Source organism: Cronbergia sp. UHCC 0137 (genome assembly GCF_034932285.1).
In the GTDB taxonomy this organism is placed as follows: Bacteria; Cyanobacteriota; Cyanobacteriia; order Cyanobacteriales; family Nostocaceae; genus Cronbergia.
In genome coordinates, this window is sequence record NZ_JAYGHC010000080.1 from 1 (window position 1) to 19,930 (window position 19,930).

Annotated in this window: 19 protein-coding genes and 1 pseudogene; 14 read left to right on the forward strand and 6 right to left on the reverse strand. The window is 37.0% G+C overall.

Features of this window, described 5'->3' with window-relative positions:
• The coding region (locus VB711_RS24825; protein ID WP_323289107.1) for a Uma2 family endonuclease at positions 1 to 304 on the reverse strand (304 nt) is incomplete at its 3' end.
• Between the two features lie 301 nt (positions 305 to 605).
• Positions 606 to 1,244: a peroxiredoxin gene (locus VB711_RS24830; RefSeq protein WP_323289108.1), complete on the reverse strand. Its 639-nt coding sequence runs from the start codon at positions 1,242 to 1,244 to the stop codon at positions 606 to 608.
• Positions 1,245 to 1,499: 255 nt separating this feature from the next.
• Between VB711_RS24830 and VB711_RS24835 the strand changes: the two genes are divergently transcribed.
• From VB711_RS24835 to VB711_RS24850, 4 genes are all read left to right on the forward strand, one after another.
• On the forward strand, positions 1,500 to 3,209 hold the full coding sequence (locus tag VB711_RS24835; protein ID WP_323289109.1) for a VWA domain-containing protein: 1,710 nt from the start codon (positions 1,500 to 1,502) through the stop codon (positions 3,207 to 3,209).
• Positions 3,210 to 3,228: 19 nt separating this feature from the next.
• A complete protein-coding gene (locus VB711_RS24840; RefSeq protein WP_323289110.1) occupies positions 3,229 to 3,951 on the forward strand; it encodes a hypothetical protein in 723 nt (240 codons plus the stop codon).
• 2 nt (positions 3,952 to 3,953) lie between these two features.
• The gene (locus VB711_RS24845; RefSeq protein ID WP_323289111.1) at positions 3,954 to 4,775 is read left to right on the forward strand and encodes a hypothetical protein; all 822 of its coding nucleotides are present in this window, start codon (positions 3,954 to 3,956) and stop codon (positions 4,773 to 4,775) included.
• Positions 4,776 to 4,976: 201 nt separating this feature from the next.
• Entirely contained in the window at positions 4,977 to 6,080 is a 1,104-nt protein-coding gene (locus VB711_RS24850) for a substrate-binding domain-containing protein (RefSeq protein WP_323289112.1), read from the forward strand.
• A 158-nt stretch (positions 6,081 to 6,238) separates the two neighbouring features.
• Here VB711_RS24850 and VB711_RS24855 read toward each other — a convergent pair whose 3' ends face one another.
• Complete coding sequence (locus VB711_RS24855; protein ID WP_323289113.1) at positions 6,239 to 7,327, reverse strand: aromatic ring-hydroxylating dioxygenase subunit alpha; 1,089 nt, start codon at positions 7,325 to 7,327, stop codon at positions 6,239 to 6,241.
• Positions 7,328 to 7,637: 310 nt separating this feature from the next.
• Between VB711_RS24855 and VB711_RS24860 the strand changes: the two genes are divergently transcribed.
• The 8 genes from VB711_RS24860 (at position 7,638) to VB711_RS24895 (ending at position 15,130) form a co-directional block, all read left to right on the forward strand.
• Complete coding sequence (locus VB711_RS24860; RefSeq protein ID WP_323289114.1) at positions 7,638 to 8,063, forward strand: heavy metal-responsive transcriptional regulator; 426 nt, start codon at positions 7,638 to 7,640, stop codon at positions 8,061 to 8,063.
• Between the two features lie 510 nt (positions 8,064 to 8,573).
• On the forward strand, positions 8,574 to 9,065 hold the full coding sequence (locus VB711_RS24865) for a hypothetical protein (protein ID WP_323289115.1): 492 nt from the start codon (positions 8,574 to 8,576) through the stop codon (positions 9,063 to 9,065).
• 96 nt (positions 9,066 to 9,161) lie between these two features.
• On the forward strand, positions 9,162 to 9,809 hold the full coding sequence (locus VB711_RS24870) for a pentapeptide repeat-containing protein (protein ID WP_323289116.1): 648 nt from the start codon (positions 9,162 to 9,164) through the stop codon (positions 9,807 to 9,809).
• Positions 9,810 to 9,997: 188 nt separating this feature from the next.
• Complete coding sequence (locus VB711_RS24875; RefSeq protein ID WP_323289117.1) at positions 9,998 to 10,822, forward strand: NAD-dependent epimerase/dehydratase family protein; 825 nt, start codon at positions 9,998 to 10,000, stop codon at positions 10,820 to 10,822.
• 21 nt (positions 10,823 to 10,843) lie between these two features.
• The gene (locus VB711_RS24880) at positions 10,844 to 11,743 is read left to right on the forward strand and encodes an alpha/beta hydrolase (protein WP_323289118.1); all 900 of its coding nucleotides are present in this window, start codon (positions 10,844 to 10,846) and stop codon (positions 11,741 to 11,743) included.
• A 28-nt stretch (positions 11,744 to 11,771) separates the two neighbouring features.
• A complete protein-coding gene (locus tag VB711_RS24885; protein WP_323289119.1) occupies positions 11,772 to 12,926 on the forward strand; it encodes an iron-containing alcohol dehydrogenase in 1,155 nt (384 codons plus the stop codon).
• A 258-nt stretch (positions 12,927 to 13,184) separates the two neighbouring features.
• Positions 13,185 to 14,438 (forward strand): AAA family ATPase, encoded by a 1,254-nt coding sequence (locus VB711_RS24890; RefSeq protein ID WP_323289120.1) that lies wholly within the window; start codon positions 13,185 to 13,187, stop codon positions 14,436 to 14,438.
• A complete protein-coding gene (locus tag VB711_RS24895; RefSeq protein WP_323289121.1) occupies positions 14,435 to 15,130 on the forward strand; it encodes a retron system putative HNH endonuclease in 696 nt (231 codons plus the stop codon). Before VB711_RS24890 ends, VB711_RS24895 begins: the two co-directional genes overlap by 4 nt.
• Positions 15,131 to 15,427: 297 nt before the next feature.
• Here VB711_RS24895 and VB711_RS24900 read toward each other — a convergent pair whose 3' ends face one another.
• From VB711_RS24900 to VB711_RS24910, 3 genes are all read right to left on the reverse strand, one after another.
• Positions 15,428 to 17,212 (reverse strand): polysaccharide deacetylase family protein, encoded by a 1,785-nt coding sequence (locus tag VB711_RS24900; RefSeq protein WP_323289122.1) that lies wholly within the window; start codon positions 17,210 to 17,212, stop codon positions 15,428 to 15,430.
• Between the two features lie 366 nt (positions 17,213 to 17,578).
• Entirely contained in the window at positions 17,579 to 18,394 is an 816-nt protein-coding gene (locus tag VB711_RS24905; protein ID WP_323289123.1) for a carbon-nitrogen hydrolase family protein, read from the reverse strand.
• Positions 18,395 to 18,517: 123 nt separating this feature from the next.
• Positions 18,518 to 19,168, reverse strand: coding sequence for an HAD family hydrolase (locus VB711_RS24910; RefSeq protein ID WP_323289124.1), 651 nt, complete (start codon positions 19,166 to 19,168; stop codon positions 18,518 to 18,520).
• A gap of 240 nt (positions 19,169 to 19,408) precedes the next feature.
• Between VB711_RS24910 and VB711_RS24915 the strand changes: the two genes are divergently transcribed.
• Both VB711_RS24915 and VB711_RS24920 read left to right on the forward strand, forming a co-directional pair.
• A complete protein-coding gene (locus VB711_RS24915; RefSeq protein WP_323289125.1) occupies positions 19,409 to 19,645 on the forward strand; it encodes a type II toxin-antitoxin system Phd/YefM family antitoxin in 237 nt (78 codons plus the stop codon).
• A 161-nt stretch (positions 19,646 to 19,806) separates the two neighbouring features.
• Positions 19,807 to 19,930, forward strand: a pseudogene (locus tag VB711_RS24920) (Uma2 family endonuclease); the annotation flags it as partial.

Consider the following 19,930-nt stretch of genomic DNA (forward strand, 5'->3'; position numbering starts at 1 on the left):
GTGTATTCCATCTTTCTAATTTTATCCAGGAAGCATCAGGAGAACGTTCTGCACCTGTTGATAGTTTGAAGCCTGTGCTGGAATCAAAACCAATTCCTGTAGTATCTTTTTCTGTCCAGATTCCTAGTTGTACAACAATATTAAAATTACGATTTCCTGTTTCTGAACCTGCGGGGGACATGATTGATATTTCTCCAAATCTATTTCTTTCAATGCGTAAATCCCGGTTGATTTGACAAAATTCAAAGAATTGATCATCTGTCATTGAAGATGGCATTTGTATCATTAAAGGAGATGAAAGCATGGTATTTTACTCCATATTTGCATAGACAGTTGCTTTTATTATCTCATTTTTTTATAACAGGAGTTAGGCGCAAGATACGAAACATCAGGATTTGAGATTCTTATGCAAACCTCGCAATCACAAAAATATGTTAATCTTGCGTAAGTCCTAAAATTAACTAAGGTGCGTCAGAATCTGAAAATTAATGATTTTAGCTTAAATTATTCTATCTGACGCACCCTACAGGAAATTGGGTTATTAAAAAAAAATAGAGACGTTCCGGGGAACATCTCTACATTTTCATTCAACAACACATACAAATTTACTTGTTAGGTTGGGGAGTCATGCGTAAATAAGGTTTAATTTCTTGATAACCTTTGGGGAATTTCTCTTTGAGAACTTCGGGATCTTTCAAAGATGGAACAATTACACAATCTTCTCCATCTTTCCAGTCTGCTGGTGTGGCTACGCTGTAGTTATCTGTTAGTTGCAAAGAGTCAATTACTCGTAATAATTCATCAAAGTTGCGTCCGGTACTGGGGGGATAGGTGAAGGAAAGACGCAGTTTTTTATCGGGGTCAATGACAAAAACAGAACGTACTGTAATGTTAGCAGCAGCGTTAGGGTGAATCATATCATAAAGGTCAGAAACCTTTTTATCTGCATCTGCCAAAATTGGGTAATTGAGGGTGGTGCTTTGGGTTTCTTCGATGTCGCCTACCCAACCTTTATGAGATTCTACATCATCGACGCTCAGAGCGATCGCTTTCACGTTGCGTTTGTCAAATTCTGGTTTCAGTTTCGCAACTGTGCCTAATTCTGTGGTGCAAACTGGTGTAAAATCAGCAGGGTGAGAAAATAGCACTACCCAGCTATCCCCAGCCCATGCGTAAAAATCTATATCGCCGTGTGTAGAGGCTTGTGTAAAATTGGGTACTATGTCACCAAGACGGAGAGTCATTATTGAGATTCCCTGTAGTTAATTAAAGACCTATGTATTGTAACCTATGATGATCACACAAAAGACCGATTATCCCATCGGATTTTAGCAGTTTGCAACAAAATTTTAAATTATTGGATTTCCCTAATTTTCCAATAACTCGTCTAGTAAAAATTCCGAAACCTGGGAACAATAGTTTGTAGTTGTGATTGATGTTTGGATAGTCTGGTTACGGTTAACACTAGCTTGTATATAAGTACCATTTTGATAAAATCAATGTTGATTAAATTTTCTCAATTCACACATTTAACCGCAGCCTTGAGTGTAGTCTTATTAACGGCTTGTAGCACCAATACGACCCCAGAAACTAATTTTACGGGGTTAAAAGTCAAATCTCTGGTTGGAAGCGCCTTGGGCGATTTTTGTAATCAAGCCGCAACTAACTTTAATGCTACCCAACCTAAGTTAGAAAATGGTACGGCTTTTCAAGTAGTTTGTGAAGCAGAAGGCAGTGGTGATGTTGTTAGCAAGGTGGTTTCCTTGGCAACACAGCTAAAAAACGGCACATTACAGGCTGATGCGGCAGAATTTCCCACTATTGTCTCCGTGGATGGGGAAATTTATCAAAATCAGCTAATTTATCAAGTAAATCAATTATTTCCCGGTAAAAATTATATTCCAGAAATTAGTGATTCTCCCCTTGTCGCTAATTCACCAATGGTATTTATGGCGGGGGCTGATGTTGCAGAAGGGCTGAAAAAGACTGCAAACCCTTATAAAGCCTTGGTGACAGCTAAAACTCACCGTGATATTGACCCCACATCACCACCATTAACAGTTAACTACGTCCACACAGCACCGACTCGTTCTAATTCGGGTTTACAAACTCTGGTAGCGCAGTTTGCTAGTGTATCAGGTAAACGTCCTGAACAGTTGACGGTGGCCGATGTCCAACAGTTTCAACCCCAGATTCAGCAAATTCAAAGTAAGATTACCCGTTATGGTATTTCTACTAATTCTCTCGCTCAATCAATGGTCAAAAACGGACAATTCTGGGCTTCCGTGGGGTCAGTGTACGAATCTAGTGTAATTGCTGCCAATACTGGATTACAACCAGGACAACAGCGTTATCAAGCAGTTTATCCCCAGGTAACATTTACTTCTAATATGCGGGCAATTTTGCCGAATGCGCCTTGGGTAAGTGGTGATGAAAAAGCAGGTGCAGAAAAATTTATTGAGTATGTGCGATCGCCTGAAGTTCAAAAAATCGCTACTGATTTAGGTTTACGCCCCGGTACACCAGGGGTAAGTCTGGGGGCAAAGTTTACTCCTGAATTTGGTGTAAATCCTCAACCCAAGTATGATTCATTACGTCCGCCAAGTCCACAAGTTGTAGAAGCAATGTTGAAATCTTGGCAACAATTCGCCAAAAAGCCTTCATTGGTGGCTGTAGTGGTAGATTCTTCCGGTTCGATGGAGGGTAATAAGTTGCCGGCGGTTCAGAGTACCTTGCAGAACTATATTAACAATTTAGGGACAAAAGAGCAAATCGCCTTAATTGATTTTGATTCAGAAATTCGTCCCCCGGTGTTGGCTGATGGGACTCCCCAAGGGCGCGATCGCGGTTTACAATTTATCAGTGGACTTGATGCTAATGGTGGTACAAGTTTATATGATGCTGCTTTATTTGCGCGTAACTGGTTGCAGAAAAATCTTCGCAAAGATGCAATTAACGCTGTTTTAATCTTAACAGATGGAGAAGATTCAGGTTCTGCAATTAATTTAGAACAACTGACTCAAGAACTACAAAAAAGTGGATTTGCTTCTGATCAACGTATAGCCTTTTTCACTGTTGGTTACGGAAAAGAAGGTGAATTTAATCCTGATGTATTAAAACAAATTGCTGAATTAAACGGTGGTTACTACGCTAAGGGAGATCCTGAAACAATTTCTCGGTTAATGGCAGATTTACAAGTTGAATTTTAGTTATTAATGGATGAAAAAAATGAAATTAGCAAATCCACTTGATTATCCGATAGCGGTATTGGTTGGGGGAATTAGTCTCGTTTTAGGTGTGCGGTTGCTACAAATGCCAAATATAGTTATGTTACCTGTAGCAGCAGGGATTACTGTAGCTGGGGCTGGTTTTTTGAAATCCCGTGAACCTGAATCTTGGGAATTAGATAATCCTGAATTAGAACGAGAAATTATAGCAGTTAAAACTTCGGCTTTGGCTTTAGCTAATAAATCAAATGATTTACGTTTAGTAGCGAGAAACCTATTAGTTGATTCCTTCCAAATGGATCTTTTAGCCGCAGTTCAAATGAGTTGCGATCGCGCTAGTGAAGTTCCTACTAAAATCGACAGTTTAGCCTTACGTTTACAAAGCAGTAATTCCCTACTTTCTATAAATGAATTACGACAACAACTAAAAGAAGTTCAGCAGAAACTAAAAGCCAGTGGAGGAGTAGCAAAACAACATTTTAATCAACTTGCAGAGAGTCTTCAACGCAATATCAAATTAGCCCAAGAAGGGGAAGATATTCGTTTAGCCCAAGTGGTTAATCTTTCTACCCAAATTCAAGATTTCACAGGAATTTTGCAACAATTACAAACTAAATTACACAACTCTGATTTAACAGATTCTCAAGTAATTTATGATTTACAATCCCTTGCTAATGACATGGTTTCTGTACAAGAAAGTGTCTACATTTTAGTGAGTAAGTAATCATGGAAGTTAAACAAAATGATGATAAGTTGGTAGTTGATTACAATCGTTTTGCTCAGTATTTTACTAGCTCACTGCCTATTACAACATTTTTTATTTTACCCCTATTATTTGGTTTAGGTGAATTTATTCCTAGATATCGTACAATCAACTGTCAGAGAATCGAGCCTAAGCAAGTAAATTGTCGAATCCAGGAGAAAATAATTATTCCTATCAGTGAAACTGCACCAATACAAATAAACGCAGCAGAAGTGATTCAGATAGAAAAAATTAGAGAAAATCTTGAATTTCATGAATATCAAGTTGAACTGTATTCAAGTAGTGGAATCCAAAGATTTGGATATCCTAAAAACTCTCAAAATGAAATTAAAGAAATAGTTAGCAAAATTAATTCATTCCTTAAAAATCCTATCGAAACTAACTTTAAATTAACACAAGTAGATAAATCATCAATAGATATATTATCTACTTTAATATTTTTATCGTTATTTTACTTGATCTGGTATGGTAGTTTATTTTTAGTGGTTATCAGTATAATTCTTAAATTCCCTTTGAAAGAAAAATGGGATTTTGATCGTAAGTCATATAAATTGGTAGTAATGAAAAAATTTCTGTTTTGGGATAAAAAAAATGAGTATTCACTTTTGGGTAAACTCAACTTAAAAATTGATTCAGAAAAAAGTAGTGACACAACAATATACAATCTGGATTTAATTCTTGAAAGTACAGATAAATTAACTATTTATTCTGCATTTTCCCTGAATAAAGTTGAAGAAATGGCTGAGAATATTGGTGATTTTTTAGATTTACTCCCTTCTCGTTAAGAAAATACCAATTGATTAAACCGCGTGGGGAATTACAGCAGGAGTTGGGAGATACTAAAAACGGTTGGGAAATGGACTTTTACAAAATGACGAAAAACCCAGATTTGTAGGGGTTTAGCATTGCGGTTTACCCTTACCTACAGAATCAAATGATTAAGCCGTGTTTAGTAGAAATTCAATTTATTTAAGGAGTATCTGAACATGAAAAAGTTTAAATCCCCACAAAAAACTTCCATAGCAATTATTTTAGGTTCATTAGTTTTAACTTATGTTCCTATTCCTGGTTTACAGCAAACTGTAATAGTTGTGAGTGGAACAGAATTACAAGAACCTTTACAACAACTAGAAAGGAAATTTGAACAAGCAAATCCAAATATTAAGTTAGAACTAAAATTTCAAGGTTCGCAAGATGTAATTAATAATTTTCTTGATCAGAAAAATGATTTTAAAGCAACAGTATTAATTCCTGCAAATGGAGAACTTTTAACAGAGTTAAGCGAACGACTCCGTGCTACCAACAACAACGACCCATTTTATGATACTCCTCAACCCATCGCTAAAACTCTATTAGTGGCTATTGCTTGGCCAGAACGAGGAAAAGTTTTATTTCCCAATGGACGCTTTCAATGGAATAGAATTGAACAAGCAATGCAAGCAAATAGTTGGGGAAAAATTGGTGGTTCTAGTAATTGGGGAAGTTTTGATTTTGTCACCACAGACCCCACCCGTTCTAATAGCGGTCAAGTGACATTAAATTTGTGGTCAGCAACAAAATTAGGGGGAAATATTAACAGTAATAGTTTTAATGATCCAACTGTACAAACCCTATTTAGTTTAATTAAAAAATCCGTCTATCAACCACCTCGTTCTACAGATATTTTATTACAAGAATTTATTGCTAGAGGTCCTAATGATGCAGATGTAGCCACAGTTTATGAAAGTATAGCCCTTTATCGTTGGCAACAATCAGCCGCTACTCAAGGTAAACCTTACCAAATTTATTATTTAAATCCCTCTATTGAATCAACAGCTACTGCTGCGATTGTGCGTCGAGATGTCGATGGGGGAACAGCAAATGCAGCTAAAAAGTTTCTGGAATTTGTGACTCAACCAGAACAACAAGCCATATTAGTTCAGTATGGTTTTCGTCCGGTAAATAAAACAGTCGATTTAAAAACCGTTCCTGGTAGTCCCTGGAAACAAAATATCCCCGGTGCGGAAGTTACACCCAGTATTCAAACCCTACAACCCCCTAATTCTCAAACAATCACCGAAATTCAACGTGCGTGGGAACGTGCGAATTAAAAGACACTTGTACGAAGTTTTTTCTAAAATCTTCCGGTTTTGTCCATAGTTGCAGTGAATTAGTGTCAACTTATACGATTTTAAATTTTGATAGTCGTTATACTCATCTAAAGGTTCTACCTGGGAATTGATGAAGTGGCCAAGCCACTTCATTTTTATTAATCATTAATTAGCTCATCTCGCCATTTTTCGCGCTTTTCACGGATTTCTCCTTCTGGTTGCGATCGCACTAAGTTCCAAGTCCCCAATTTCAGGGGTTTTTGCTTTTCTAGATGGGTGATAAACTGCAAAATTGAATCATCCTCCTGGGTGGGGGTTCTTAAATCAAAGTGAATTGTCCGAAAAACCTTGTTTTCTGTCTGAATTAAGTCTTGACTGACAATTTTAGCCAGCCACAGCATAAATTTATTACTTAACTTACCAAAAATACCCTGTCGTTTTTTAACCATGATCAAGGTCTGAGACTCCGCTTTTTCCCCTTCAACAAGACGCATGGCGACCATAATATGAACTTGTAGGTTATTAAACCCCAGGGTCATGATCCCAGTGGAAGCATACCAATAACAAACACTGTAGGTAATACCATGTTTGTACAAGCGATGCAGCAATCTCAACCAAAAAGAGCCGCCTAAATTGGTAGTTTTGCTGAAAGAAATAGCATTATGATTTAGTTCTTGTTTTTCAAATTCAAATAGCGATCGCACTTTATGAATTATATTAAAGTGTTGGGTGTCAATTGCATTAATCATCATCACATTGGGGTGACAATTGATAACTGAATATTTACCCAAACTAAAATCATATTCTCTATTTTCCCACTCCGGTAAAAAAGGTAAAGGTTGTTGTGGTACTTCTCCAGTCCAAACCCAAATCATTCCGTATTGTTCTGCGGTAGGCCAGGTTTTTGCTTTCAAATGTAGCGGTTGATCTAAATAAGGAATATCAACACAAATACCTTCCGCATCAAATTTCCAATGATGGAAAACACAGCGTAATTCATTTCCTTCTACCGTACCTTCACACAGATGAGCGCCCATGTGTGGACAGTAAGCATCAAAGATAACTGCTCTTTTGTCTTGACCACGATAAATTACTAAGTTTCTACCCAAAATTTTCACAGGTTTTACTTCACCAACCTGCAAATTTTCAGAAGGTATTACCCAATACCAACCCTCTATAAAACGCTCTGGGTTATTGAAGATTTTCGGTTTCCGGGGGTGGTTTTCAGTCTCAGAATTGACGTTCATTTTTAAGGTTTGACTTGCAGTGAAGCAGTTAATCTAGAATTATCATGTCAAGCTCATAAAAACAGTTATATTTAGTACGATAACTCAAGTTGCTAGTTATTAATTTTTCGGATATTTTGTAGTTTGTAGGGTTCGTCAGACAGAATAATTTAGGCTAAAATCAGTAATTTTAAGTTTCTGACGCACCTTATTTGATCTAACTAGCAACTTACATTACAATAGATCAAGGAAATGTGGAAAAGGCAGAAAGATAAAATTACCATTTACCAAAAATATGTAATAATAAGTACAGAGTTTGGGGTAATCTGTTGTGTCAATTCAAGATAATCAACTACTATTAATTGGTCAGGTTAAAAGTTTAAGCGGAATCCCCATTAGGACGATTCGCTATTATGAAAGTTTAGGTTTACTCAAAGCATCAGGACGGACTGAAGGCGGTTATCGTCAATTTTCTACAGACGTATTGAGTCGTTTAGCCTTCATTAAACGAGCGCAACATTTGGGGTTGAGTTTAGAAGAAATACAAGAGATCCTTAATGTTTACGACCAAGGACAACCCCCTTGTGGTGAAATTAAGGATAAATTACAAGAAAAAGTTACACAAATTGATCATCAAATCGACCAGTTATTAACTTTACGCTCAGAAATTTCTGTTTTACTTTCAGGTTGGAAAGAGACAGAAAAACAGCAGCAAGACATTATTTGTCCCATTCTTCAAAAAAATAACACTCCTTGAGAGAATGTTGAAATTAATTTATTATTTTACTCGCTTTCATTGTTCTGTAACTAAATCAACTTGTCTGGTCTTTATAATAGTTATATAGTGAACTAAACACTCACACTTCGATCCTTTGAAGAACATACATAGTAGAGCAGGAGTCAGGAGTCAGGAGTCAGGAGTCAGGATTCAGGAGTAAAGCCCTGTTGTGAAACGAGTTTCATCAATGGCTTACGTCAAGCTGCGCTAACAATTGATGTCCTAACTACTGCTATACAGTACGACGTAAATGCAGCACCGATTTAAAATAGATGAAACCTTTAATTTATACAAGAGGTAACAGAGTTGAAAGTCTCTTTGTTTAAATTAAGAAGCCATTCAAATCATCGTTAGACATCTGGTAAAAATTAAATGCGTGTTTCCGAGAAATCTTGTAGAAATTATTAGCTCTACATTCCTTTCCAGAGATGTTTATTAAATTCAAATAAACCGGGTTTCATTTTTTCAAATATTCACTAATTTTCGCTTATGTTCAACTCTAAAATTTTAGCCACATCCTTAAATTTACAGGGAAATTACCCCTGTCCAACTTGTAAAGTTGGCAAAATTTCTCCTATGCCCTTAATGGAAACCATGTCTTGTGACTTTTGCCACGAAATTTTTACCATTAACGTGGAACGACAACAAATTAAAATGCCTTCTAGACAACCTCCACTAATTTGGCGTTGGAATGGCTTTAAATGGACAGAAAATCAACTAGAAGGTGTAGAATTAGGTTGGGGATATGCGTTAGGAGCGATCGCCTTTGTCCTTATTCCTACCAGTTTAATTGGTATGGTAGCTTACTTTTTTCCCCCAAATGCCGATGATCTGTTTACCTGGATACCATCAGTTTGGACAATACTCACATTTTTGTTACATTTATTGATTATAGTTTGGATTTTTGTGGAAGTTTATCAAATCCCTATTGCTGCTTATTTGCGAGCTATAACTAGATGGAGACGTAGAGTATTAAGGTGATTAAAGAGGGGATAGGGAATAGGGCAAAGAATTATTTTCCCCTCCTAACTCCTGATTCTGTTCAAAATAATTATTAACTGTCTACGAATAAATCCTATGAGCGAACTGGAGCGGTACTACAAAGTCTTAGAATTGGAGCAAGGGGCCACACTGGAGGAAATAAACCAAGCCTACAAAGACTTAGTTTTTGTTTGGCATCCTGACCGCATACCTAAAGACAACCTTCGTTTGCAACAGAAAGCCCAAGACAAACTCAAAGCATTTAATGAAGCTCGTGATAAATTGCGTTCTTCAGTAGATAAGTACAATTCTACACAGAAAGCTCCCCCACCTCCACAAAAAACATCATCTGCCAGCTACTACGATCCTCCAAAGCCAAATCCAGACCTAAGTGGTAAAGATTTTAGTCGAGCCAACTTGAGTAATAAAGACTTATCTGGTAGAAATCTCAGTTATGCCAATTTAAAGGGTGCTGATTTGAGTGACACTTTTATGCACAAGGTGATTCTTCGAGGTGCGGATTTATCAGAAGCCAATTTATTTAGGGCTAACCTACTTTTAGCAGATTTGAGAGAGGCAAATTTGCGCTCAACCAATTTAATCGGTGCAGATTTGAGTGGCGCTGACTTGCGGGGTGCTGACTTGACAGGAGCGAGGATTCGTTCGGGTGAACGTTTGCTAGTAAAACTGATTGGTACTAACTTAGCTGGAGCGATTATGCCAGACGGCAGTATACATTCCTGACTCAAAAGAACCTACAATATGGGACACTTGGCAATATGTAAAAATTCAGGAGTCAGGAGTTATAAAATTGGATAATCTACCTATTGATCAAATATTGACTTTTGGCGTAACGCTTAAAATGCTGAATAATTACGGCAATACTCCCTGAACATTTGCATTGCTTAATTTATTTCTGTTAAAAAATTATTATGAACATTGCAATTATTGGCTGTGGTTATGTAGGTTATGCAGTTGCTGAATATTGGCAACAAAATAAAAATTTTACCATCACTACAACCACAACTACTCCTGAACGTATCCCCCAACTGCAAGCAGTAACTCAAAAAGTTATCCTCACTCAAGGAAACGATCCAGAAACATTAAAGGAGGTATTAAAAAATCAAGACCTGGTGCTGTTAACGGTTGGGGCTAAAAGTGCTGATTCATACCAAGAAACTTATTTAGAAACTGCCAAAAATTTAGTTTCAATCTTACGATATTCACCTCATGTTCGTCACTTGATCTATACAGGTAGTTATTCAATTTATGGAGATAGAAATGGTGTGTGGGTTGACGAAGAAACACCACCAGCACCACCTAATCTCAATGCCCATATTCTCCAGAAGACAGAGGAAATATTACTTTCAGCAGAAAATGAAAATTTGCGCGTTTGTATTTTGCGGTTAGGAGGGATTTATGGGACTGGTAGAGAATTGGTGAAAATCTTTAGTCGAGTTGCTGGGACAAATCGCCCAGGAAATGGCGATGAAATCACGAATTGGGTTCATTTGGATGATATAGTAGGAGCTATAGAATTTGCTCGGTTTCATCGTTTACAAGGTATTTATAATTTGGTGGATGATTCCCATCTTACCAGTCGAGAAATCATTGATACTGTGCTAATAAAACATAATTTACCTAATGTTAATTGGGATGTAGCAAACAAGAGTAACCGTTTATATAATACGTGGGTGTCTAACCAAAAGCTCAAGGATGCAGGATATCAATTTATTCATCCCCAGATAATTTTTTAGTGAAAATTCAAAGTGAAAGTTATGGAAACAACATCTAATACCCAATTTTATACCTGGGATAATTATCGCTGTGCTTACCAATTTTATCAACCAATAAATGCTAATTCACCTCGCATTCCCTTACTATTAATTCATCCGATTGGGGTGGGACTATCACGGCAATTTTGGCATAGATTTTGCCGGGTTTGGGGTGAAAATAATCATCAAAATCCGATTTATAATCCTGATTTATTGGGATGTGGTGAAAGTGATATGCCCCGCAAGGCTTATACACCGCAAGATTGGGCAAACCAATTACAATACTTTTTACAAACAGTGGTGAAGCAACCTGTAATTTTAGTGGTACAAGGTGCTTTATCACCAGTTGCGATTGAATTAGTTGGACAGGAATCAAATTTAATTGCGGGAATTATTTTTTCTGGGCCTACTCCTTGGAGTGTGACTACTAAAAATGTGGCGAAATGGCGGCAAAATTTGCTCTGGTCGATATTTGATTCACCTGTGGGAAATGCTTTTTTTCGTTATGCACGGACAAGAAAATTCTTACGTTCTTTCTCGGAGGAGAAACTATTTGCTGCTAGTGATGCGGTTGATGATGAATGGTTGAATACTTTAATGCTTGATTCTCGAAATATGGGGGGACGCTATGCGGTGTTTTCGTTTTTAGCAAGATTTTGGCAACGGGATTATAGTAGAGCGATCGCTGCAATTAAGCAACCCACTTTGGTGATAGTCGGAGAAACCGCTTCTAGTATCAGTAAAGAAGGTAAGCAAGAAACCCCAGATCAACGTCTGGCTGATTATCTGGCCTGTTTACCTCAAGGTCGGGGAATGAAGGTGAGAGGTAGAAATGTTTTACCTTATGAGTCAACTGCTGCATTTGTGAAAGCGATCGCACCCTTTATTCAAGAATTTTCTTAGAATAATCAAGAGATATCATCTACTAATCATGGAAAACTTTTCTTTTTACAACCCAGTTAAAATCCTCTTTGGTAAAGGTCAAATCGCCAATATTGGCGCGGAAATCCCCGTCGATGCCAAAATTCTCATTACCTACGGAGGAGGCAGCATTAAAGCCAATGGTGTATATGATCAGGTGAAATCTGCGTTAGCTGGACGAAATGTATTGGAATTTGGCGGTATTGAACCCAACCCCCATCTAGAAACCCTAATGAAAGCCGTGGAATTGGTGCGTCAAGAAGGTGTAGATTTTCTCTTGGCTGTGGGAGGTGGTTCTGTCGCTGATGGAACTAAATTTATTGCTGCTGCTGTGCCTTTTGAAGGTGATCCTTGGGATATTTTGGCAAAAGGCGCACCTGTAAGTAAAGCTGTACCTTTGGGTGTAGTTTTAACTCTCCCGGCCACAGGTTCAGAAATGAACGTTAATTCAGTGGTGACTAAATGGGAAACCCAAGAAAAACTTTATTTTGGCAGTCCTTTAGTTTTACCCCGGTTTTCTGTTCTCGACCCAGAAACAACTTTTTCTTTACCTCCCAGACAAATTGGTAATGGTATTGTCGATGCTTTCACTCATGTGATGGAACAGTATTTAACTTATCCAGTTAATGCCCCATTACAAGATCGCATGGCTGAGGGAATTTTACAAACTTTGATTGAAGAGGGTCCAAAAACCTTAGCAAATCCCACCGATTATGATGCGCGAGCTAATTTTATGTGGGCTGCAACAATGGCACTTAATGGTTTAATTGGTGTCGGTGTTCCCCAGGATTGGGCAACCCACATGATTGGCCATGAATTGACAGCTTTACATGGTTTAGATCATGCTCAAACTTTGGCGATTGTGTTACCTAATACATTATTTGTGAAGCGCGATCGTAAATGGCAAAAACTCCTACAATATGCCGAGAGAGTTTGGGGAATTGTTGAAGGGACGGAAGAAGAAAGGGTAAAAGAAGCAATTACTAAAACTCGCAATTTCTTTGAATCTGTCGGTGTTCGCACTCGTTTATCTGATTACGGTGTGGGATTAGAAACTATTCCCGCAGTAATCAAGAATTTAGAAAAGCATGGGATGACAGCTTTGGGGGAAAATAAAGATGTTAACCCGGAAACTGTTGAGCAAATTTTAGCTCTTTGTGCTTAGAAATTAAAGTAGTAGGTCAGGCTTTTTGTCTGACCTATAATATTAGATAGGAGTAGAATAGGTTTAATATTCTAAAAATAAGTCAACATGGTACAAGCAATATTAAAAACTCTCACTTTAGATTAGGATATCCTGCTGATTTTTTTGAGAAACCTGCTGGAAAATGCGAAGGTGAAATTTTAGGTAGAGAAAATTTATCGAAATTGTAGTATAAAATAGAGTGAGACTGCACTAATTCAAATTTAAAAATATAAAATTATGAGAGTTAATCGGCTAAAAATGCAATCTTTTCGCGGAATTGGTGATTTAACAATAGATTTTGATGAAAAAGAACCAACAGTATTTATTGGTATTAATGGTGTAGGTAAATCAAGTATTCTTGATGCTATTTGTTTATTACTTTCTTATTTTATGCACTGGATAGGAGGTATTGCTGATTCTGAGAACGTTAAAGTATTTAATGAATTTGATATTGCTAATAAAAATATTGTTACAAAATTGGATATTACAATATCATCTCGTGGAGAAGATAGTTGGACAATTTTCCGAGGACGCGATGGAGTTACCAAAATATCAGGACACGAAAAGAGACAAAATGCTTGTGATGCTATTCGGAGACATTGGAATAATGACCCACAATATAATATACCTCTAATAGTTTATTATCCTACTAATCGGGCAGTGATTGATATTGATTTAGAAGTTCCTATTAAGTCTGAATTTAAACAAATAGATTCTTATGATAAAGCTCTAGCAGGTGGCAGAATTAGCTTTTCTCATTTATTTCAGTGGTTTAGAAATAGAGAAGATATAGAAAGTGAATTACGTCTAGAAAATAACCCTGATTATCGAGATAAACAATTAGAAGCAGTTAGACAAGCTATATCTTCATTAATTCCCAATTTTAATAAATTGCGTGTACGTCGTTCTCCTTTAAGAATGACATTACAAAAAGATGGTGAAGAATTAATAGTTAATCAATTATCTGATGGTGAAAAATGTTTATTAGCAATGGTGGGAGATTTAGCGAGAAGATTAGCTATTGCTAACCCAGGTTTAGAAAATCCGCTTGATGGTACTGGAGTGGTTTTAATTGATGAAATTGAATTACATTTACATCCAAAATGGCAAAGAGAAATTATCCCAGCTTTAACTAGAACATTTCCAAATTGTCAATTTATAGTTACTACCCATTCTCCTCAAGTAATTGGGGAAATTAAACCTCAAGGAATTTATATTTTAGAGAAAACAGAAAATGGTATAATTGCCCAACGTCCTCAAAGTTCCTATGGTAGAGATAGTAATCAAATATTAGAAGATTTAATGGATGTTCCTGAACGTAAACAAGAAATTAAAAATCGTTTTCTAGAGTTGTTCAGATTAATTGATAATGGTAATATTCCTGAAGCTCGCCAATTAAAACAAAGTCTTGAACAAGATATTGGATATAATGATCCAGATTTTGCAAGTGCAGATGTTCTAATTAGAAGAAGGGAGATTTTGGGTAGATGAAGTATATTAGAAAGAATTTAGAGCCATCGAGTTTTTCTGAATGGAAAGCTCAAGAAAATGATGATTGGAAACCCACTTGGGAAAACTTTCAGAAACCTGAAAAAAGTGATGTACATAAGGAATTACTAAAAGAACAAGGTTATATATGTTGCTACTGTGGAGGTCGTATTACAATAGAAGTTAGTCATATTGAACATTTTCAACCACGTCAATACTACCCAAATCTAAAACTAGAATACTCTAATTTTTTAGCTTCTTGTCCGGGAGAAGGTAACGAACCAGACTGGAAAAATCCCCAAAAAATACCTCCAGCACAAAAACACTGTGGACCAAAGAAAGATAATTGGTACGATGCTGATTTAACAGTTTCTCCCTTATTAGAAAACTGTTCTGAATATTTTAGATATACAGGTTTTGGGGAAATTTTACACAGTAACAATTCTATAATGATAGATGCTGCAAAGGAAACAATTAATAAGTTGGGACTTAATCAACCTATATTACAAATATCAAGACGTAAAGAAATTCAAAAGCTACTACCACTAATTGATGGATGTTCTCAGGAAGAAATTGAATTACTAATTCAAGGTTATCAAGAATTTGATTTCACTGAACAATTAACACCCTTTTGTGCTGCAATTATTTACATTCTTAAAACTTACTTTGATAACACAGATGATAACATAAAATAAAGCTCCACGACTGAACAGAACATTATGTGAAAACTGGAGTCAATCAATGGACTTTTTCAGAATACGATAATCCTAATATTACCCTATCATTAAATACTTTTAAATTGCAAATTCTAATAGCCGACCTTTATGAAAATATCGACTTGACTCTTTAATTAAATTGTTAAAGCTGGTTATGTCGTGAAAAGATGATCAGAAGATGTAGAGACATTTTATTAAACGCCTCTACAAAGGTAAAAGATAGATCAATTTTCCCAATAAAATACTAATAAGCAAATCTAGTTTTGGTCTTACAAATCAGTTCTTAGTTTCTTCTGTTGCCAAAATGCAAGTATTACTTTTTTGTGATGGTGGGGGTATGAGGGCGATCGCATGAGGTACTGGACGGGGTGTATAATCTGTTAAGGATTCTCCCTGAAAGGCTAAAGATGCACTCTGACCTGAATCAAGCATCACTGCATCCTGTAAACCGGCTTTTGCTAATGCTATACCCAGGGAAATAGAATCAACAGAACGACGAGAAATGCCAATGGTGGGTTGTTTATCCTGATTAATGCCCCAAAAAGCTCGATAACGGGCAGCATCAAAGCCAAATAAACCGTTAAAGGTTTCTGCTGCTTGGGGTTGACCTTCTCTAACTAACCATGCACCAGCAACAAAAGCATCGGTGACATCAGCCATTTCTGCTTGCACACCTTCTAAGGTGTTGTGTTTGTCCGGGTCAAAGGGAATAAAACGGACTGTATAGGGATTGATTAATACTAAAGGTCTTCCCACCATTTTTTTGTTATCACCTTTGTCACCAGGGACAAATTGCTTGGTGGTTTGGCTTAATACTGGACCGACTATAACATTAGAAGTTAGATATTTGAGGGAAAAGAATGTACCATCAACAGCAGCGATCGCCCTCGTACCACTTTTAGCTAACATATCTGGTAACTGATAACGACTGTCTGCATGAATGGTGATTGGCTGTCCACCAGAAATCAAAATTAAATCCATTTTATTGATCGTCGTTTCCACTTTTCTAACTAGACTGGTAAAATCAAAAGCAGTTTGCCAACTTGGTAATTTTGTACCTCCCCAAGCTTGAGCGATCGCTTCTTTTAAGCTAGACTGACCAAAGCGAGAAACTGCTAATAAACTCTCTGATTCCCCGGCAAATCTTTCATCTGCATCACTCATTGTCAATCCCATATCATACCCGGCTTTTTTTACCCAATCTGCTACTAACTCGTTATATTTCCCTACAGGGTAAGTAAAATAGCGAATGGGAATCCCCAGATTTTCTTCTAAAATACGCTTAGAATCAATTATTTCTACTTTTAGTTCATCCTCTGGTAATTTTGTTAAATCATCTGGGTGAGTAACACTATGGGAAGCAATAGTAACTAAAGGATTAACCGCCATTTCCTTTAATTGTTCCCAACTCACATGACTTCTACCAACATTGTTACCAACTCCCTTCGTATAAATTGAGAATACAGCCGGATAACCATATTTTTTGAGTAGTGGATAAACATATTCATAATGTCCCCCATAACCATCATCAAATGTCAGTAAAATCGGTTTTTCTGGTAAAGGGATTTTAGTTTGTAAATGAATCATTAATTGATCAAGGCTAATTGGCGTGACACCTTGCTCTTTAATCAGTTTAAAATGTTCTTCTAATTCTGTGGGAGTAACATCAAAAAATACTTCTTTTTCTGGCAAAATATCATGATACATCATAATAGGAACTTTAGCCAATTTTGCCTGTTCATGAATATTTGGCCAAGGACTAGGAGTAATAAAAGCAAACAGATAAGGACCAAATCTTTCAATCAGTGTTTGTACGCTTTTATCTGGTTGGGTTAACCAAGTGGATACCAATGGTAAAATATTAGCAAAATTGGCAATTTGATCGTTTACTCCCCTATTCACAACGCAAGCAGACTCGGTTTGGTTGATAGAAGGAGAAGTTGCCGCAGCCAATCCTGAACAGGAAGATAGTAACCAAATTAGGGCAGAAAGGATACCCTTGGAGTAAAGATGCCAAAACATTCTAATCACAGCGGGATGTTGGAAGTTGAGCGTCATCATGATCTTTCAAACTTGGGGGTTAAGACACAGGAAATACAATCAAAAAGAGTTGACGCTAATACTGTATTATTAGTAGGTTATGAAAATGTAAAGATTTCAAATTAAGTAGGTTAGGATCATAAAATCAAACTCTGTGAACGATAAATCAAAGGCTTGAAGCTCATAAAAAAGACGGTAGGTGCAAGATTATAAGCTGTTGTGTCTGAAAAACCTTACACTTTTGTGGATAGCCAGGGATGAAAAAATGTTTTTAACTCTCCTCCTGACTCCTGACTCCTGACTCCTAGCCCTAACGAAAGGACTTTTTCCGCAAACCCTACTTAGGTGATCCAGAAGGAGATTATTTTCACTCCTCCTGGTTTGAGTTTAAATGAATACTCGATGTTGTAAAGAGGGCATTTGACGACGGACTTGTTCGAGTCTGGTGGGTTTGATTTCTGCGATCGCTATCCCCGGTTTTTCCCCTGCATCGGCTAAAATTGCCCCCCAAGGGTCGATGATCATGGCGTGGCCGTGGGTTTGACGACGGGCATAATGAGTACCAGTTTGAGCAGGAGCAATCACATAGTAAGTATTTTCTATGGCTCTAGCTTGTAATAATACTTGCCAGTGATCCTTACCTGTAAAAGCCGTAAAAGCTGCGGGGATAAATGTAACATCTGCCCCTTTATCTGATAAATGTCGATACAGTTCAGGGAAGCGCACATCGTAGCAAATAGAAAGCCCGATATTACCTAGTTTTTCGGAAAAATAGATAGGGGGAAATTGCTTACCAGCCATGACGGTGCTAGATTCTTGATAGGTATTACCGTCGGGAACATTGACATCAAATAGATGTACTTTATAGTAACGGGCAAGTTCTTGACCATTGGGGTCTACCAGGATGCTAGTGTTATAAACTTTACCTGTATTATCCACGGGAATGGGAAAGCTACCACCCAGAATAGTAATTTGAAAGCGTTGCGCCATTTGTTTGATAAATTTTTCACTTTCCACAGCGATCGCTTCCCCTTGGGCAACTTTATCTTTTTCTTCTCCCATAAAGGAAAAATTTTCTGGTAAACCCACCAATTCTGCACCTTGACGCACAGCCAGATCAATTAATTCCTCAGCTTGTACCAAATTTTTTTGTAAATTAGGTACACTGGTCATTTGAATAGCGGCGGCTAAATAAGACTTCATAGATTCAACAACAAACAGCAGATGTAAACAGGATTGATTTTTAAATATATCGTTATAGCACGTAACAGGGAACAGGAAACAGACAACAGCCTCGAAAGTCTTTTGGTGTCTGGATTTTATAAATTACTTGCGATGAATCCAAATCCCCCTAATTCCAGCATATTTAGCACCTTCGTAGTCATCTTTAACACTGTCACCAATGTGCCATGCCTCCTTAGCTGAAATATGATGTTTTTGTAAAGCTATCTGAAAGATTTGCGGATCTGGTTTAGCCGCACGTACTTGGGTAGAAACAGTAATAGTTTTAAAATATTCCTTGAGTCCCAAACTTTCCAACACCGAGTACAGCCGAGAATCGAAATTAGATATTACACCCAACTCAATACCCAACCGTCGCCAGTTGATTAAAGCTAGGGGAACATCAGGATAAACAAACCACGGTTCAGCCGTGCCAAAGTGGATATAGAGTTCACTAAAAAAAGCAGAGAAGTCAGAAAATTGTTTGAGAACACCAGCACCCTCAAAGGTGTTTACAGCAATTGTTCGCCACCAATCAAATTCCCATTCAGGAATATCATTCATTTCCGCATCGGTAAATATTGGCGGAGGTGCGGTTTTAAAGCTTAGGTTAAAGTGTTGATTCAAAATTTCAGCAGAAACTACAACCCCAAACTCCTGGGCTATCTGACTATAAATTTCGCCTACACTACCTCTGACACCAAAAAGAGTACCTACAGCATCTAAAAAAATAACTTTTGGTCGGTTGCTCATCATGCTAAATATCAACAACTTTAAATTATACAGTATGGGGCTGAAATTTGAACCTTTATAAAAGCAGTGAATTATACTGATTTAATATCTAAGGCTGTTTTGCAGTGCAATAACCTCTTTTTGTATAGGGAATTTCATAATTGCAGTCTGAACAGGTGGAGAAATGATCTTTCCCAAATTTATTTACAAAACAGCTATTTTTGTTATATAATTAAAACACATTTGTAAAATATTGAGAAATTTATGACTCAGATTACAATTGAAGAAGCTACTCAAAATTTATATAAACTTCTAGAACAAGTGGCTAAAGGTGAGCAATTTGTGCTGATAAAAGAAGGCAAAGAAGTAGCTCGTATTCTTCCTCCTCAACAGGCAAATAAAGTATTTCCTAGTTTAAACTCTTTTAGAAAATCTATAGTTTTAAAAGGGAGTACAATAAGTAACACGATATTAGAAGAAAGAGAGAACGAAAGAGATTGATTTATTTAGATACTAGCGCCATTGTTCCTTATTATGTGCCTGAAAAATTAAGTGATTTTGTTGAACAACTATTACAAAAACATATGTAGTGTAAATTGATATTTACTAACTTAACCTATTGGTTTCTGAGTGTTGAAACATTTAATTACATTTAACTTGATCCAATTACACCAATGGGGGTCGAATTAGGTATTTAGTTAGGCAAATATCGAAATATGGAATTACCTTGGTTGCGTTGGTGGGATTCTCAGGGTAATTTGTTGTTAACTGGTGATGAAAGGGCAG